Annotated in this window: 15 protein-coding genes; 6 read left to right on the top strand and 9 right to left on the bottom strand. The window is 56.5% G+C overall.

Annotated elements, in window-relative coordinates; all coding sequences use genetic code 11:
* Nucleotides 1-229: 229 nt before the first annotated feature.
* Nucleotides 230-397, bottom strand: a complete 168-nt coding sequence (locus tag JQ575_RS36345; protein ID WP_409364860.1) for a DUF1127 domain-containing protein — start codon at nucleotides 395-397, stop codon at nucleotides 230-232.
* A 424-nt stretch (nucleotides 398-821) separates the two neighbouring features.
* On the opposite strand from JQ575_RS36345, the gene JQ575_RS46675 reads away from it, so the two are divergent.
* Complete coding sequence (locus tag JQ575_RS46675; RefSeq protein ID WP_409364858.1) at nucleotides 822-1,016, top strand: DUF6538 domain-containing protein; 195 nt, start codon at nucleotides 822-824, stop codon at nucleotides 1,014-1,016.
* Nucleotides 1,017-1,073: 57 nt separating this feature from the next.
* Here the strand turns inward: JQ575_RS46675 and JQ575_RS36335 are convergent, their stop codons facing one another.
* The 6 genes from JQ575_RS36335 to JQ575_RS36315 form a co-directional block, all read right to left on the bottom strand.
* On the bottom strand, nucleotides 1,074-1,418 hold the full coding sequence (locus JQ575_RS36335; RefSeq protein ID WP_212038015.1) for a hypothetical protein: 345 nt from the start codon (nucleotides 1,416-1,418) through the stop codon (nucleotides 1,074-1,076).
* A gap of 439 nt (nucleotides 1,419-1,857) precedes the next feature.
* Complete coding sequence (locus tag JQ575_RS45875) at nucleotides 1,858-1,986, bottom strand: hypothetical protein (protein WP_283842678.1); 129 nt, start codon at nucleotides 1,984-1,986, stop codon at nucleotides 1,858-1,860.
* 176 nt (nucleotides 1,987-2,162) lie between these two features.
* On the bottom strand, nucleotides 2,163-2,552 hold the full coding sequence (locus tag JQ575_RS36330) for a hypothetical protein (protein ID WP_212038014.1): 390 nt from the start codon (nucleotides 2,550-2,552) through the stop codon (nucleotides 2,163-2,165).
* Between the two features lie 195 nt (nucleotides 2,553-2,747).
* Nucleotides 2,748-4,688 (bottom strand): Ig-like domain-containing protein, encoded by a 1,941-nt coding sequence (locus JQ575_RS36325; protein WP_212038013.1) that lies wholly within the window; start codon nucleotides 4,686-4,688, stop codon nucleotides 2,748-2,750.
* Between the two features lie 1,490 nt (nucleotides 4,689-6,178).
* A complete protein-coding gene (locus tag JQ575_RS36320; protein ID WP_212038012.1) occupies nucleotides 6,179-7,114 on the bottom strand; it encodes a hypothetical protein in 936 nt (311 codons plus the stop codon).
* A gap of 5 nt (nucleotides 7,115-7,119) precedes the next feature.
* Nucleotides 7,120-7,452: a hypothetical protein gene (locus tag JQ575_RS36315; protein WP_212038011.1), complete on the bottom strand. Its 333-nt coding sequence runs from the start codon at nucleotides 7,450-7,452 to the stop codon at nucleotides 7,120-7,122.
* A 21-nt stretch (nucleotides 7,453-7,473) separates the two neighbouring features.
* Between JQ575_RS36315 and JQ575_RS36310 the strand changes: the two genes are divergently transcribed.
* A complete protein-coding gene (locus JQ575_RS36310; protein WP_212038010.1) occupies nucleotides 7,474-8,124 on the top strand; it encodes a class I SAM-dependent methyltransferase in 651 nt (216 codons plus the stop codon).
* A 33-nt stretch (nucleotides 8,125-8,157) separates the two neighbouring features.
* Nucleotides 8,158-9,210: a glycosyltransferase family A protein gene (locus tag JQ575_RS36305; RefSeq protein WP_212038009.1), complete on the top strand. Its 1,053-nt coding sequence runs from the start codon at nucleotides 8,158-8,160 to the stop codon at nucleotides 9,208-9,210.
* A gap of 111 nt (nucleotides 9,211-9,321) precedes the next feature.
* On the opposite strand, the gene JQ575_RS36300 is transcribed toward JQ575_RS36305, so the two are convergent.
* On the bottom strand, nucleotides 9,322-10,554 hold the full coding sequence (locus tag JQ575_RS36300) for an O-antigen ligase family protein (protein ID WP_212038008.1): 1,233 nt from the start codon (nucleotides 10,552-10,554) through the stop codon (nucleotides 9,322-9,324).
* Between the two features lie 36 nt (nucleotides 10,555-10,590).
* Nucleotides 10,591-12,180: a hypothetical protein gene (locus tag JQ575_RS36295; RefSeq protein ID WP_212038007.1), complete on the bottom strand. Its 1,590-nt coding sequence runs from the start codon at nucleotides 12,178-12,180 to the stop codon at nucleotides 10,591-10,593.
* A 394-nt stretch (nucleotides 12,181-12,574) separates the two neighbouring features.
* Between JQ575_RS36295 and rfbF the strand changes: the two genes are divergently transcribed.
* The 3 genes from rfbF (at nucleotide 12,575) to JQ575_RS46245 (ending at nucleotide 15,788) form a co-directional block, all read left to right on the top strand.
* Nucleotides 12,575-13,423, top strand: coding sequence for a glucose-1-phosphate cytidylyltransferase (gene rfbF / locus JQ575_RS36290; RefSeq protein WP_212038006.1), 849 nt, complete (start codon nucleotides 12,575-12,577; stop codon nucleotides 13,421-13,423).
* A gap of 9 nt (nucleotides 13,424-13,432) precedes the next feature.
* On the top strand, nucleotides 13,433-14,509 hold the full coding sequence (locus JQ575_RS36285; RefSeq protein WP_212038005.1) for an NAD(P)-dependent oxidoreductase: 1,077 nt from the start codon (nucleotides 13,433-13,435) through the stop codon (nucleotides 14,507-14,509).
* Between the two features lie 559 nt (nucleotides 14,510-15,068).
* Nucleotides 15,069-15,788 (top strand): response regulator transcription factor, encoded by a 720-nt coding sequence (locus JQ575_RS46245; protein ID WP_212038004.1) that lies wholly within the window; start codon nucleotides 15,069-15,071, stop codon nucleotides 15,786-15,788.
* The last annotated feature ends 3 nt before the right edge of the window (nucleotides 15,789-15,791 follow it).

Genomic DNA, 15,791 nt, shown 5'->3' with positions numbered 1-15,791 from the left:
CGGCGGATCAAAGCCGGCCGCCCCTGGCGACGTAGCCGAACTATCCATCGCAAACAGCCGACTTTTGCAACAAAATCTGCACCTTTGAGACATCCCCGCCTATCCTGAGAATGTCCGGTCACCGGTGTAGACCGGAAGTCGCCGTGGCTCGGTCAAAACGACGCGAATGACCCATACCGGAAGTCGGCCTCTGGCCTTCCGCGGCACTACATGGCCAGGCAACGGACGTTCATTCAGCAGATCTGATGCCTCGCGGATCACTGCCTCGGTGCGAGACGACGTAATCGATTTCGCCACGCGAAATACCGATATCCATCAGCTCGCGGTCGCTTAGGTCGATCAAATCGGCTTGTAGCCTCGTGCGTTTGCGCCACTCTTGAAATGCAGCCCAGTATATCTCGAGCGGCGGAGTCGGCGGCCAATGTCCGATGTTGAGGGCACATCGGACATCCTTGGACCACTATAAATTCCCAGAAGTGACACGCCCGTTCGACGGGCCTTCAACACCTCAGTCGCCATCGCAAGCAGCACACAACAGATCGAAAGACCAGCGAAACTCCCTGTTACGTTGCGAGGATAGCCCTGTTAGGCCAAAAAAATTCCCTGCTAATTGGAGTAGGGAATTGACCCAGAAAACGGCTGTAGTGCAGCGGTTTCTGACTACTTGCCATGTCTCCGAGCCTCCCAAACCGCTAGATTCCCTGTAAAATTCCCTGTTAGCAGGGAATCTGCGCGGAGACAGGTGCGATCAGCACTGCGTCGCCAGCCAGCGCGCCGACCACCGCTGAAAACACTGCAAAATCGGCCTGGCTGGGGAACTGATGCACAGCTCTGCGACACACTCCTGCTGCACGGGAAGTCGCGTCCTGATGGCTGTCCACATCTTTCGCCGCGAGGCGACCTACTATTGGCGGCGTCGCACGCCTCGCGCGCTTGCCATTTGCCTGAACCGCCCGCACCTTTTTTTGAGCCTGAGGACGACGAGCCCGGTGATCGCGCGTCGGCTGGCAACCTAACTCGACGCCATACTGGAAGACGCCGCGATGCTTGCCGAGAACGCCGATCTGCACCTGTCATCGTCTCAAATCAAGACAATGCTTGGCGCTGTCGTCGAGCGGCAGTTGACCTAGCTGGAGCGGGTGGCGCTCGCCGCAAAGAGCGCATTCGGCTTCGATGTCGACCAGGCGCGGTCGGACGACAAGCGGGCGTTGTGGACCTACACCCTGCTCGACGCACAGGGCGCCACGGCTGTCGTACGTCAGGAAGATCGCTCGCGCATGATCTCCGACGGGTTCTCGGACGCCGATATCGAGGCCGTCGAGCGTCACCTGACGATGCTCCAGATGAACGGTCTGGTCCCGACGAAGAACCATGTCCTTGCAAATGATCGAGGGCGTGGCGGCCGCACCGACCGCCATGAACGTCAGTGTGGCCCAAGGGACCTACTTTCGGGGGATGAAGCTTGCACTCGGTGAAATCGACCGCCGCTATGGAGGGCAGCGTGTACCGTTGAAGGACTCTTACGGGATTGGATCGCGAAGAGGAGGGCGCGGGCATAGTTTTAAACGGTTGAAAGCGCACTTGCGTTGGAGCCGCTGGAATTGTGGCACTGAAGCGAATGGAGGACTGCTCGTTGGAAAGCGCGCGATCGTCGCGTGCACCCGTGTACGACCTCATGGTCCCGAACGGTTATATTCTCAAGGATCGATGGGCCACTTCTTTCCATCGAGGTCAGTCTCTCGATTCTTTTTAGTTGCTGGTGCCGGTCAACTGAGGGCGGTAATCAATCTCGCCGAGGCCGGCCTCCACATGAATTTGCAATGCAAAGACCACCGTAGGATTTCTCTCGAAGAGAGTTCAGTACCCCGCGTTGACGATGCATGCCGCGAAGGCGTGACGGAAATAGCTGCCAGAGCGCGTCATGTTGCCATAGGCATCGCCGTCGGAGATTTCGTCGGCGACGAGGGCGAAATCGCAGAGCAGCAAGATGGCCTTGAGCAGTTCGCGCTCACCCGGGCTGCAGACACCGCCGTAGCGTTCCCTATCGCAAGCGGCGCCATCAGAGCGGTCATATGCAGTCGCCGATGCTCGCAACGAAATGAAGGCGACTTGCGCACCGATTTTTCCGGGCCATCCAGCCCACCGATAGCTTCTCGGTGCGGCTATCGCGCCGACACGTCCTGAGATGCTATCGCCTCACGGATTCGTGCTGCCACGGCTTGGGCTGCGGCCTCGCCTTGCGTCACGTCATAGGAATGTTCGGCGAACAGCCTGACGGCTTGATCCTGTTCAAGATCAAAGAAAGATTTGACTGCGTTCCAACCTTCGAGTTCGCCGAACATCGGGGTAAGTCCGCCACTTTCGTCCGAACTATAAGTCAGCCCTTCTCCTGCAAATACGCCGGAACCGCACGCGAGGCCCACAGCGCATGCTGCCGTACCGCACGTGTGCTGCCGCAACCACAGGAATCCGCCTCGCTGCGTCTTGGATGCGCCCCAGCTTTGAAGGTCGAAACGAGGCACGCCGCTGTCGCGATAGGCGTCCAGGAGCATCGCTAGTCGTCTGAGGCGTTCGCAGTTCATCCTGCCTTGTCCCTGCCAAGCCAGTTGGGAAATATGATTCTATGATAATCGCATTATAGGACCTGCGCGCGGACGAGGCTGCAAAAAATCTAGTCATCCGGCTTTATCTATCGGCAGCTCTTGAACACGGAAATCAGAGAGCCGCGTCGCGCCGAGGCTCATTCTCTACTGCGACTTAGCTAATAGCGGGGGCATGCTTACCGTGTCGGCCACACTCAATACTGCGCCCAATCCAGGGCCGGACTCAACAAAGCTTGCGGCCGAATATTGCGTCACGAGTCCCATCGCCTGATCGGCGGCTTGCATCATACTTGGAGCGATGCTGGCAGTTGATGTCGCGACGAGGCTGACATTGTCATAAAGGGCGCCCAGCCCGTCAGCGCCCTGGCCGGCCGCTTCTCGGAACGTGAGGCGGTCCTGTCCCCCGGTGCCGGTCACTGCGAACTGGTAGGTCTTCCAACTGCTGCCCGGCGGGACGATGGCGATGACCGAATCGTTCCACAAGACTTCAATTGTCGTGGTTGTGCTGGTGAAACCGGGCCGCGCGCGTGCATCGAACGAAAGCTCGTAGTTCTGGCCTGCAACGGTACTTACGGTCTGGTAGAGACCGTCACGCGCGCCGAGATAATCGAGTTCGCCGAAGTTCACTCCGTCGGTTGCCTTTACGTTGTTAAGATTGTTCCACAACTCGATTGTGCCGCCGGTCACCGCCGTCCAGCCAGAAATCGAGCTGAAGGCTGCCCATCTGCCTCCCGCAACAGCCGACATCTCGAACGATCCATTCACCAGCAGATTTTCCCCGGTTTCTGGTTGCGGCGACCATGCTGCGTCAACCGTTACGGTCAGCCCCAACGAAGCCGATCCGGTGTTGCCCGCCGCATCTCTGGCTCTTGCTGCAAAGTTGTGAGTGCTGTTCGACAACTGAACAGTTGCAAAACGCCAGGCACCGCTTGTGTTTGCCGTGGCCGCGCCGATCTCCGTGGTGCCGTCAAATATTCTGACGACACTACCGGCTTCCGCGGTGCCCGTCAGCGTCAGACGGTTCGCGTTTGTGATCCCATCTCCCGCGATGCCGGTGTCCGGCACGAACGCGGTAATCTTGGGCATAGCCGGCGCCACCGTGTCCACCGTTACGGTCAACGTCGCCGACGTCAGGCTGATATTGTCAGTCGCCTTCGCTGTGAAGTTATGGGTGGCATTCGACAGCTTCGCGGTCGTGAAGCTCCATGCTCCACTCGCATTTGCCGTTGCTGTACCGATGAGGGTCGCGCCGTCATACACATTGATCTTGCCGCTGGCCTTCGCCGTGCCTGTGAACGTCAGAGTATCGTCATTGGTGATCCGATCGCCCACGGTGCCGCTGTCGGACGAGAACAAAGTAATCGTCGGCTTCGTTTCCGGCTCCGGTGTGGAGCCGACCAGCGGAGTGGGGAGATCTCCCAGAAACTGGGCGGTGCTTGTGGAATAGAAGCCCAGCGTGGACCAATCGGTCGAGAGTTCAACCCAATTGCTCATGCCGGCGCCAGGATTGTTACTCATGTTGGGCAGGAATGGGGCGTTCGGACCGACCCACCAGTCCGCACCAACATTGGCAATGAGGTGCAGATTTGGGTCGCTCACTCTCATGTCCATTTGGACATAGACGGCATCGACCGTTCCAGCCCCGTAGACCCCTCGTGCGCCTAGCCAGAAATGATCGTTGTATCCGTTTGGAGGGGTATCAAGCATCGCGCTGCCGTTCGGTAGCCTGCTTATCTCCATTCCGCGGGCCTGCCCGGAAAAATCATTGACGAAGTGAGCTCCGGCTATCGGGTTTGTTGCCTGGTCCTGTACCAGTACCCATTCGCCTGTGGTTTTGAGATGAACATAGGTCTTCGAATTTGCAACTTCGACCGTCGCGTTTGGATTCGAATACGCGGGCGCTCCCGCTTTCTGGTAAACCTGTCCCCAGCCGGTGACGGAGGTGAAATTGGCGGGTGCCGCGCTGTAACCGGCCGGCCTGTACAACCCGCTGTACCATCCCCAGCTTGTGGGAACGCCAACAGGACGTCCTTCGCTTTGACCGACTGTGTTCTGCGCAACGATGTCCGAGAGTGAAATTGCCATTGGCGCTTTTGTCCCCTGATTGTCCGCGGAGGCATTGATATTGATGCGGAGCTGCCCACAAACCGTGCATAATGCCCGAGCACGGCCACACGCTCACGCTGTCCCGAATCGCAAATCACGCTGGCAATATAATTTGTCGTCAATGTGTTTTGAGCACTGCGACAAAACGCAACGACAGAAGCAAAAACTGAATCTAACGGCTCGTTGGGTGATTCGACAATCCGGTGATGTCCGGTGATGTCATGTTGAGCACCGCCGCCGAAGTCCCCCGCAAGACGCCACGGACTTCCAAAATTGGCGGCGTGAGGTTGCGCTGCCGTATTCCCTGATGTCAAAACGCTGTCGGCTAACGCTCCGCACGAAACGTCAGTTAAAAAATGATTCCCGGTCCGTCCTTGGGTTGGCGAGAGGCTTATCTCAAGGGGGAGAATCTTAGCTTAAATATTGTGCAATCTGATACGGGTGACTAGCCATCGCCGTCACGGTTGCTGCGTAAGCGGTGTGCCGGAGGTCACCTTCCTGATGATGTCCTGGTCTGCGAGTCTGATGGTTCTGATGACTGTTAGACACGGTGGATGAGCCATGACGAAGCCGGTTCATCGGCTTGAGGTGATTGCCGGTGGAGGCCGCCGGCGAACGTGGTGCGACGAGGACTGGGCACGGATCAACGCGAGCGGCAATTTGTCACCGACCGTTATTATCCAAAATCAAATTCGAGGCCTCGCGTCTCGTATATCGCCACAAGCCGTATCTATGGAGACGGCGCATTGGGATGGGCGGCACTTACCCACGCATGGACACTCGGAACGGGCACGCTGATCTGGTTGACGAATTCATTTGAAGCGGACCGGGTTCCTTCGATTCCGCCGAGCGGTATCGACTTGCCGATCCTTCTGGTTGACGGGGCGATTGCCAACAGCAGGGTCATTAGCGCATCGCCGTCAGAAATTGTCATAGAACTGGATGGTTACCGCAGGCGCATGACTCCCGTCTCGCCCCCTCTACCGCCCGGGACGCGCGGATTTCCCGGCTCGGGCTGGATCTTAAGATCGCGTGTGTAATTGGCGAACGGCGCCACCTTGCGCGGACGCGGTCCGCTGCCGCGTTCGCGTATACACTCAAGGACGACTGCTCATAATATCGTCTTGCAGGAACTTCATCGCCGCGGTTTGATCTTTGGGCAGGTCCTTGGAGCGACACCAAGTTACACCTTGCCTCGCCCCATCCATCTGATCGCCCCCCGCTGTTTCCTCTTCGGTTACCGCGGGGGTTTAATTTTGGGCTCGAGCTGAAATCGTTACTCATTGCGCCTTGCCGGTTCCGTCGGTGCTGCAACATTGTCGGGCGGTGCTCGTTGACAAAGCAGCACCGCGCAAAGCGCGATCGGACCTACGGCGATCGAGGCGGCATGTAGGTAGATCGGAAGCCGGGCCGCAGGATCTTATTCTGGCACTTGCGTTGCACGTCGATCGGGTCCCCGCCTGCTGAGGTCAAGGCGTTGAAGTGCTTGCGCGACGTCGGAGAACGGCAGGATTCATTTCAAGCAGGGATTCGGCGAGCGGTGGAGGCGGGTTGGCCCGAAGCTTCGAGTTGCCCCAGGAATAGAAGTGAAGTCTGGACCATTTCGTCGATAGTTCAACCCAGTTGCTCATGCCTGCGCCTGGATTATTTTCAAACCCTTGTACGTACGCAGCCTCCGCGTCGCGCCACCAATCGGCGCCAACGTTGGCAACGAGTTTCAGATCTGGGTCATTCGTTTTGATATCCATCTGCACGTACACGCCGTCGACACTGCCAGCCGAATAGGTGCCTCGCTTAGCCAGCCAGAAATGATCATTATGTCCCGCCGGCGGGATACCAATGGCCACGCTACCGTCCGACAGAAAGCTCATCTTCATTGGGATGCTCGCTTTCTTTCCAAAATCGGCGGCAAAATGCGCCCCTGCCATCCGCTCCGTCGCCTGATTCTGCACCAGTATCCATTCGCCGGTAGCGTTGAGGTGAACGTAGGTTCTTGCGTTGGCGATGGTGATGCGGCCGTTTGGATTAGAGTAACCAGGTGCCCCCAACCTTGGATAAACTTGGCCCCACCCGGTGACGGCCGTGAAGAGGGGAGGCGGTGCACTGTAACCGGGTGGCTTGTACAAGCCCCTGTACCAGCCGTAGTTCCTCGGCACTCCGAGTGCGTAGCCTTGGCTCTGACCTGGAGTGTTCTGGTTTATTGCCTCGGAAATCAGTGAGCCTGTTGCGGGAAGATCATCGCGTGGCGGCTTTGATGGGTCCGCTGAAACAGGAATTGCCGCCATGGCACAAAAGTGAATCGCCGCGCAGGTCAGCAAGAAAAAGATAGCGGAACCCAAGGCAACGTTTCGAGCGACGATGAGTGGCAGGAAGAAGATTCTGAAATTGCAATAACTGAACTGCATGGCGATTACACCCACCAGCCAAGATTACCGATCGCGCCAATAGCCGAGTTGACAATACTCAATAAGCGCGTGCGCGACCGCGGAGTGCGAACGGCTCCGTTGCGATCGAATCCTGGACGAGCGGCGATCGCCATGCCGAGCACCGACCAGGCGCTGGCCTCATGAAATCGAACTGCATTCTTGTCATTACCGAGTTCGGTCGCGACGTCACCAGGCGGCATAAACCTGAAGATTCGGTCGTTTGTGACTTGATGGACGTCAATTTCGGAAAGGCTTGCTGCAATACTGTCCGACAAATAGCGATCCCGGCTGCGCCGGCAGCTTGCCGCGATATCCAAATGAAGCTCAGGAGGTGACCGATGTCAGGCTGGTTCAATGTCATATCGCCATTCATGACACGGTTTCGGATATCGCGCGCCCGGCGGATCAAACGAGCCTTCCCGGATATCGAAAATCGATCGATAACCGACATCGGTGGCTCGCTTCATTTCTGGAGCCTCGTAAAATCGGAAATGCAGCCAAAGCAGATCATGATTTACAATATCGCGTTGGACAGTCAATTTGATGCCGCAAATCTACGGGAGGCGGGCAACATCCAGGCAACAGTCTACGATGGAAAGCACATCCCAGTAGATGACAAGGAGATAGATATACTGGTCTGCAATTCGGTCATCGAACACGTTCCACCTGGTGATCGCGTCGGGCTCGCGCGAGAGATCAGCCGAGTTGCCAGAAATTATATCATTCAAACGCCCGCCAAGGCGTTCCCGCTTGAACTTCACTTTTTGATGCCGTTTTTGCATTGGTTGCCGAGACCTGTCGGGCGGGCTCTCGCAAAGTTCTCACCGTTCGGACTGGTTCAGCGCAATGCAATGCTGACGCGGCAATTCTTCGACGAAATCAACCTGCTGACCGCAAAGGAATTTCGAAGTCTTTTCCCCGAGGGGCAACTGGTCATTGAACGGTTCCTGTTCATACCCAAGTCGTACTTGATCATCAACAAAGCCTGACGTGATCAATGGTCTTATGAGACAGGAGTGAGCATGCGATCCTCTGAAGTTGCATTCGAATTCGCAGGCCGTCCGCTCGTTACAATTGCCATTCCAACATTCAACAGGGCCGCTCTACTCAGGGAGTGTATTGAATCGGCGCTATCGCAGACCTACGAGAATATTGAGGTGCTTGTTTCGGACAATGCGTCGACGGACGATACGTCTGAGGTGTTGCGGGAGTTCGATGACAAACGGCTCCGGGTGCTGAGTCAGGAAACAAACATCGGCCTCTTGCCCAACTGGAACGCATGTTTGGCGGCAGCCGCGGGTGACTACGTAGTTTTCGTTTCCGATGACGACAGAATATCTCCATCTCTGCTCGATCGCTGCGTTGATACTATCCCAATGCACTCCGAAGTTCCGATTGTCGTCGCGTTGAGTAACTTTCGCCTGTCCTCGTCAGGACGAACCAAGCCGGCACGCGTAAGTAAACGGATCGTATCAGGGCTTCGGGACGGGATCGATGTCCTTTCGGAATATCTGACGGATCAGATAGACGTAACGATGTGTTGCGTTTTGCTGCGCACCCAAGCATTGCGTTCGAGGGGAGGATTTCCCCTCGACTTTCCTCACACTGCCGACGTCGCAGCGTGGGCACCGTTGCTCTTTCAAGGCAAGGTGGGCTTTGTCAATGAAGCCTGCGCGACCTACAACTTTCATGAAGACTCGGAGACAAGCAAGTTGGGTGTAGCGCAGATCTTGCTCGATGGCCGGAAGATTACGAATCTTATCGGATGTATGGCGGATGAACGTATTGAGGACAGATTGCGCCGTGAGGAAGTCAAGTTGCAAGCGAGACGCTGTTTCTCTCGCCGGGGCTTGGTGTTCCTGACATATCATCGAAGCAACGGTGCCAGCTTGTTTCAAATCTTAACGTTGGTCTGGCGCTCCCGGGCCGACCTGATGGTCGCGGACAAATTGTCGGTGCTGAGATTCGCCGCGATCATTCTGTGTCCGAGACCGATAGCGGACCGCCTTCGGCACCTGAAGCAATCGCTCGCGGAAGGCTGGCGGGATCGCCAAACGGCAGTCAGACCCGGATAAAGACGATCCTGGCGAGGCAGGGAGCAGCCGTGCCGAGATGGATCCCGGCTACCCCGTTTTGGCCCACCGGCAGCGAGTCGCCTTCGTTGACTAGCGCAGGCATGCGGTTGGTCATCGGACCGTTTCGGCCTCGGTTTCCACCGGCATTGCCGAGAATCGTCCTGCGTAGGTGAAGTACAGAGTCATCGACACAAAATGGTCGATCAGGTTCTCCGAAAAAAAGTAGATCAGCAGAATCATGAAAAGTACTTTAGCGTGACCTGTCTTCAGATTTGACAATACGTGGAGCAGAAAGCCCACAAAAACGATCAGGTTAAGCGGTCCATACTCTGCGAGAATGCGCAGGTAGTCGTTGTGCGGCACGAACTGCAGGACCGTCAGATAGGGTGTTTGCCCGATCCCGTATCCAAAGAGCAGGGTGGCAAGGCCGCCGCTCGAATAAATGTCCCATATGTTGGCCCAGTGTATGACGCGGAAGAATCCGGATAGATCTGTCGTGCCCGTAAGTTCGACCAACTTCCCAAAGGACATCCTGGAAACCACCTCAGGGCCCAGTTCGACGAGCAGGCTCATGCTTCCGAGAAGAGTCACAGCACGGTCGAAGGCGCCCAACGAAAAAGCGATGGCTGAAACAGCAGCAAAGGCTGTTAACGCGATCACGGATTCCTTCCTTAATGGAATAAGGATCCACAGGCAGACGGCCACGACTGTCGCCACGGCCGCTCCGATCTTATTCATCAGCGCCGCATTCAGGAACTGCAAGAAAATCGCGCGCCCCTTAAGTCGATCCGACAGGGCGAAGACGAGAGCGGAAAAATACAGGGTGGCTATGTTAGCGTTAGCAAAGTAGGAAAATGTATTGCCGATATTGTTGGCGACAAAATCTGGAACTCTGCTATCGCCGACTGCCACCAGGAACGCGATCGGCAAGATCGCAAGAAAACAGATGTAGCGTGTTTCGATTGAGCGAAGCGGGGCTGCGTAGGCGTGGCCGGCGGCATAGAAAATGTAGATCGACAAGTACTTGATTCCGTCGGTCACGGACGACTGCGACCAGTTGAAGGCAATGCTTAGGGTCGTAAGTATGCAGGCAGCGGCAAGGTACAGGATATTCATTGTGCTGGTATGCGGTGACCGCAATACGGTAATGCCGGAATAGGCGATAAGCATCATGCAGCCGGCATTGCTGAGAGTATTGAAGACTGGAGCATTCAGTAAATGATATAGGAACGTAAGAACGCTCAGGGCGGTGATCGAAGCCAGGATTGTGACGAAGTATTGCGCATTCGCCGTTTCACCGGCGGCCTTGGTAAACCCTGCGCCACTGTCTGTCAGGTCGGTCATCGAACCTCCAAGGCGCTCTCTCGTCGGGACGTGGGACTACTCGGCGGCCTGGATGTCGCTGTTAACGAGCCGCACGGAGCGCGTGCTGGACGCGCCGGCCTCGTAGTCTTGTCGGCGTGCCTTCGCGAACTCCAGCATCAGCGCCAACGCTGAGCCGAGTGCGATGCCTCCGATCACCCCCAGTCCGACAAGGTGGCTCGTTCGCGGAAACACCGGAGCAATTGGCCGTTCTGCCGATTGAATCACCCGAACGCTGGAGAGCTGGGTCTTTTTCGCGATATCCAGATTGATCTGTTCTTCTATTACCCGGCTTCCGTAGTGGTCGGCGGCCGCCGAAGCTCTTGTGAGAACGCGCTTCAACCGGTCGTATTCGGCCTCCTTCGACGACAGAGCAGCAAGTTCGTCACTGATCTTTTGAAGTTCACCAACAAGCTGCTTCTCGAGCCTTAGTGAACCGTTTAGATCGGTGTTGACCTTCAGAAGGTTCGCCATGGCATCCTGATACACTTTGACAAGCAGCAAGGGTGGGAGTTCCCCATCGGTGTTAGGTACCGTTCCGACGGCATTTTCGCTTTCCTTGAAATCGCGGCCGCGAAGGTTGCCTACGATTCCGGTAACCGTCTTCGATTGGTATACCGGTCGTAGTATTTGAAGTTGATCTAGAATCGCCTGCTTCTGTCCTTTGCGATCTTCGATCGATCCGCGCGTGTTGGCGATCTGCGTGCCAAGTTCGTCAGCACGCCTGAGAAGCAGCTGGCGCTGTTCCGCGACCGAGTAGATTGAGGCCCCAACGGAGAAGTTCCGAAGGTCGGCGCCTGCTTTTTCGGTCTCTTGCTCCAGCCGTTTGGTCTGCTGCTGGAAGAAGACATCGGCGCCGGGAACCTGAACGAGATCTGCCTGTGTGGCGACCAATGCGATCGAGAGTTCATTCAGAAAGTCCGATACGACCGACGGATCAGGGTGACGGAATGAGATCCGCAGAAGATCCGAGCGGCCTTCCGCCTTGGCGGAGACGAGATCACGCAGTGACGAAATTGCTGCCAGATGGGTGTCCTGGACATCCGGTTGTTTCTTCGTTTCTGACAAGTATTTGAGAAAATCGAGTTGTGGGGGCAGTGCAGCCAGAGAGCCGAGAAGCAGCTTCGACAATTTGCTGTCTTCCTGTTTTCTGAACAAACGGTTGAAGCCGACCCGCGAGGCTGCCAGCCCGATCACCTGGTTGGTTGTTGTAATCCGCACCAGGGAATCGATGCGACCTGAAAGGTCGGCGCTCTCTCCCAGACCTCCCACCGAGTTGGCCGACCGATCCCTAATTCCTTGCCCAACGCGCAGAAGAGTGTACCCCTCATAGCGTTCACCTGCGGCGTTGGCGTACAAGAAGGCAGCAACTGACGTCAGGATCATGACGATAAGGATCAGATACCTTCGACGCAAAAGAATTCGAGGAAAATCGATCGGTGTGTGATTGGCATCTCTCACGGCGAAAACTCCGAATTTCACGGTCGGCAAGGCGCAAAGTAGAAATGCACGTTGAGGTGGCTTACCCGGAAGAAAGTGCTCCCAGCGAACATTGCGTGCCCGCCGCGCCCATGAGTTGATGGCCGTCAAGTCCTCGCGGTCGCTCAACAGGGAAGTGATCCGCTCGGGAGTCTGCTGAACGCACGCCGTTCTCACCAGGCTCGAGTAGGGCGGACGGGTGCATTGGTCCCGAACCGTCACCGTCGGCAGGGTGCGAGTTTGCGACGCCTGATAGGGGATTGGAAACCGGATTTGGGGAAGTGGGTTGGCGCAGTTCGCGTTCAACCTCGACCGGGTATCGCTCCAGCGGACTCCAGCAGGTCTACGTTGTGAAAAAGGTCGGGCGGAGGTCGAATTTGTCTCTGGGCACAAAACACCACATCGCGCCCCCGATTAGAGTTGACGCTTATCAACTTGCTTTGGGCGTCATCGCCTACCTTTTGTCGAGCGATGGCCTATCGATCGATTGACCAGGCCGCGACGATAGAGGCAGGAGAAGCGAATGAAGGTAGTCATTCTTGCTGGCGGCTATGGAACGCGGCTGAGCGAACACACCTCTGTCGTTCCCAAGCCATTGGTCGAGATCGGCGGTCGTCCGATCCTCTGGCACATCATGCGGCTCTACTCGTACCACGGTCTGAATGAATTCGTCATCTGCTGTGGTTACAAGGGTTCGGTGATCAAAGACTACTTCCTCAACTACCTGCCCCATCAAGGAGATTTCACGATAGACCTTCAGCGCAACCGGATCGAGACCCACCGGAACGAGAGTGAGCCCTGGTCGGTTACGCTTGTCGACACCGGAGAGAAGACGATGACCGGTGGCAGGCTCAAGCGGGTGAGGGAATATCTGGGGAATTCGACGTTCTGTCTCACCTACGGCGATGGCGTCAGCGACGTCAACATTCGCGAACTGGTCGCCTTTCATCATCAGCAAGGGGCACTTGCAACGGTTACGGCCGTTCAGCAGCCGGGTCGCTTTGGCGCCATCAATCTGTCGTCCGACCGGCCACGCGTAGCCGGCTTCCGTGAAAAGGACGCTGTTGACGGGCAGGTAATCAATGGCGGCTTCTTCGTGGCGGAACCCGAAGTACTCGACCTCATCGACAACGACGGTACGAGCTGGGAGAACGAGCCACTCGCGCGTTTGATCGAACAGGATCAGCTCGCGGTCTATCGGCATCGAGGCTATTGGCAAAACATGGACACGCTTCGCGATAAAGCCGTCCTGCAAGAGCTCTGGGATAGCGGCAAACCGCCGTGGTGCGTGTGGAATAAAGAGCCTGCGACTCCGTCCAAAGACATATCCAAGAACGCCCAGCCGGCGATGGTCGCTCAGGCTCGCATCTGAAGGAACACCATGCGTATTCTCTACACAGGCGCAGACGGCTATATCGGTACCGTACTCGGCCCGAAACTGCTTGATCGAGGTCATGACGCGACCGGCATGGACACAGGGCTGTATCGTCGCGGTTGGTTGTTCGACGACGGTCGGACGCGGCCGATGGTGATCTCCAAAGACGTTCGCCAACTGTCGCAATCGGATCTGGCCCGGTTCGACGCGGTCGTTCATCTTGGCGAGCTTTCAAACGACCCACTGGGAGAGAACGATCCCGACATCACGATGGAAGTCAATTATCGCGGATCGGTTGGTTTTGCGAGGAAATGCAAAGCCGCCGGCGTCACACGGTTTGTGTATGCATCGTCCTGCAGCATCTACGGAGCCGCAGGTGCCGAATACAAGTCAGAACGGTCATTGTGCGATCCCCAGACCGCTTACGCGCGCTGCAAGGTGCTGGTCGAGCAGGAATTGAGCGCGATGGTCGACTCGCGCTTCACGCCGGTATTCATGCGCAATGCGACCGCGTTCGGAGCGTCGCCCCGGCAGCGCTTCGATATTGTCCTCAACAATCTGGCTGGCTTTGCCTTCACGACAGGTAAGGTCCGTGTGATGAGCGATGGGACGCCGTGCCGTCCGCTCGTCCATGTCGAGGATATCTGCCAGGCGATCCTCTGCGCGCTCGAAGCCCCGCGGGAGGCCGTATGCGGCGAAGCATTCAATGTCGGAACTGAAGTGCAAAACTATACCGTGCGCGAGATCGCCGAAATTGTCGGCGAGACCTTTTCCGGTTGCGAAGTCACATTTGGGCCGAGCGGTCCTGACAACCGCAGTTATCGCGTATCCTTCGCGAAGATAAAGGAGCGTATGCCGGATTTCCATTGTCAGTGGAGCGCGGAGCGGGGAGCGCTGCAGTTGAAGACAGTGTTCCAGCGGATCCAGCTCGACGAGGCGATGTTCAATTCCGCACCGTTCACACGGTTGTCGGAGTTGCGCCACCTGCGGCACACGAAGCAGCTCGATCCAAGACTTCTATGGACGCCAATCGGTGAGATGCTTCCTGCCGGTGAAATGCTTCCCGCTGCGGCAAATTTTTGAAGGGCCGGGGTCATATCAGGCCTGCAGGACAAACATGTTGAACGCGGCCCCAGGAGCACAAAAAATGCTGATGCGATACCCGGTTGGCCCGACCAGTACCGGCAAATAGCCGGCGCGCTGGGTAATTCGGCTGCCATAGGTTGCCGGATTGTCCCGAACTTGCTCGCAAGAAGACCTGCATCGTCGGTGCGGTTCTCGAAACTGGAACACTGATATCGCACAATTTCTCAGCAGGGTGCGCCCAGCGTATAATCAGCGTTGGCGTCCATTTGATCGAAAAGAGAAAACTGATTTCGATCGCTCTCAGAGTAGAGACAGAAATTTTTGACAATTTAGAATGTTAGCGTTACCTTTACCGCATTGCGATATTGGTTCTTCTGGACGTTAGTGCCAGTTTGGAGGTGAAAATTCTTGCGCTTGAGCTGCGACTTTAATCGCAATGTCGACTGTCTGGAGGCAGTCGGTGTTCTTGGGCAAAAGAATGAAATGAGGATGGTGGGAGAGGCTTTGGGGGCGGCGATTGGAGGTTTTTCTTCCATGATACTCAAGGGATTTCACCGTGTCAGTAATTTTAGTGATCGACCAACACAGCGTTTACCGGAGTGGTATCCGGGAATTGATTGAGACGCGGGTTCAACATTCTCGCGTAGTCGAAGCTTCGGAGTTCGAGGGTTTCGCACCCAGCCAGTACGTTGATCTTATCCTGGTTGACTCCGGGTGCCTTAGTCACCGGCTGCTTGACGACTTGAAGGAAGTGCACGAACTGTGTCCGGCGACACGCTTTGCACTCATGTCGACGTCGACCACTCGCGCCGATGTGCTGAATTGCCTGTCAGCCGGTTTTCATGGCTTCGTGCACAAGCTCCAGTCGGATCAAGAGTTGATTACAGCGATCAACGATTTGCTTTCCGGGCGAATTTACGTTCCGCAGTGGCTGGTGGATGGCGACGAAGACAGGCCCGAGATTCCACCCTCGATCAACGCCGAGCTGGAGAGCCTGAGGCTCACGCGTCGACAAAATGAGATCCTGCCCCTAATAGCGCAAGGCATGTCCAACAAGGAGATTGCCCAACACTTGAGCATAGCCGAAGGGACAACCAAGATTCACACAGCGGCCCTCCTGCGTGCCCTCGGTGCCCGTAACCGCACGGAAGCGGCATTCATGGCCGCAAAGCTTGTCGGTTCCAACAAGCGCGCGGACGATCGATTCAAGAATCAGAGATTTGTTATGAAAGGGCTGCGCAGCCCAGCCGACGGGATGCGAGTCACCAGACGATAATAT

The organism is Bradyrhizobium sp. JYMT SZCCT0428 (assembly GCF_018131075.1).
Taxonomy (GTDB): Bacteria; Pseudomonadota; Alphaproteobacteria; order Rhizobiales; family Xanthobacteraceae; genus Bradyrhizobium.
This window is presented reverse-complemented; position numbering and strand designations above follow the sequence as displayed.

What these genes read in the sequence shown, in the direction of transcription:
- JQ575_RS46675 (WP_409364858.1), top strand. Translation starts at nt 822, where the DNA reads ATGCACAGCTCTGCGACACACTCCTGCTGCACGGGAAGTCGCGTCCTG.
- JQ575_RS36335 (WP_212038015.1), bottom strand. Translation starts at nt 1,418, where the DNA reads ATGGCGGTCGGTGCGGCCGCCACGCCCTCGATCATTTGCAAGGACATG.
- JQ575_RS36330 (WP_212038014.1), bottom strand. Translation starts at nt 2,552, where the DNA reads ATGCTCCTGGACGCCTATCGCGACAGCGGCGTGCCTCGTTTCGACCTT.
- JQ575_RS36325 (WP_212038013.1), bottom strand. Translation starts at nt 4,688, where the DNA reads ATGGCAATTTCACTCTCGGACATCGTTGCGCAGAACACAGTCGGTCAA.
- JQ575_RS36320 (WP_212038012.1), bottom strand. Translation starts at nt 7,114, where the DNA reads ATGCAGTTCAGTTATTGCAATTTCAGAATCTTCTTCCTGCCACTCATC.
- JQ575_RS36310 (WP_212038010.1), top strand. Translation starts at nt 7,474, where the DNA reads ATGTCAGGCTGGTTCAATGTCATATCGCCATTCATGACACGGTTTCGG.
- JQ575_RS36305 (WP_212038009.1), top strand. Translation starts at nt 8,158, where the DNA reads ATGCGATCCTCTGAAGTTGCATTCGAATTCGCAGGCCGTCCGCTCGTT.
- JQ575_RS36300 (WP_212038008.1), bottom strand. Translation starts at nt 10,554, where the DNA reads ATGACCGACCTGACAGACAGTGGCGCAGGGTTTACCAAGGCCGCCGGT.
- rfbF (WP_212038006.1), top strand. Translation starts at nt 12,575, where the DNA reads ATGAAGGTAGTCATTCTTGCTGGCGGCTATGGAACGCGGCTGAGCGAA.
- JQ575_RS36285 (WP_212038005.1), top strand. Translation starts at nt 13,433, where the DNA reads ATGCGTATTCTCTACACAGGCGCAGACGGCTATATCGGTACCGTACTC.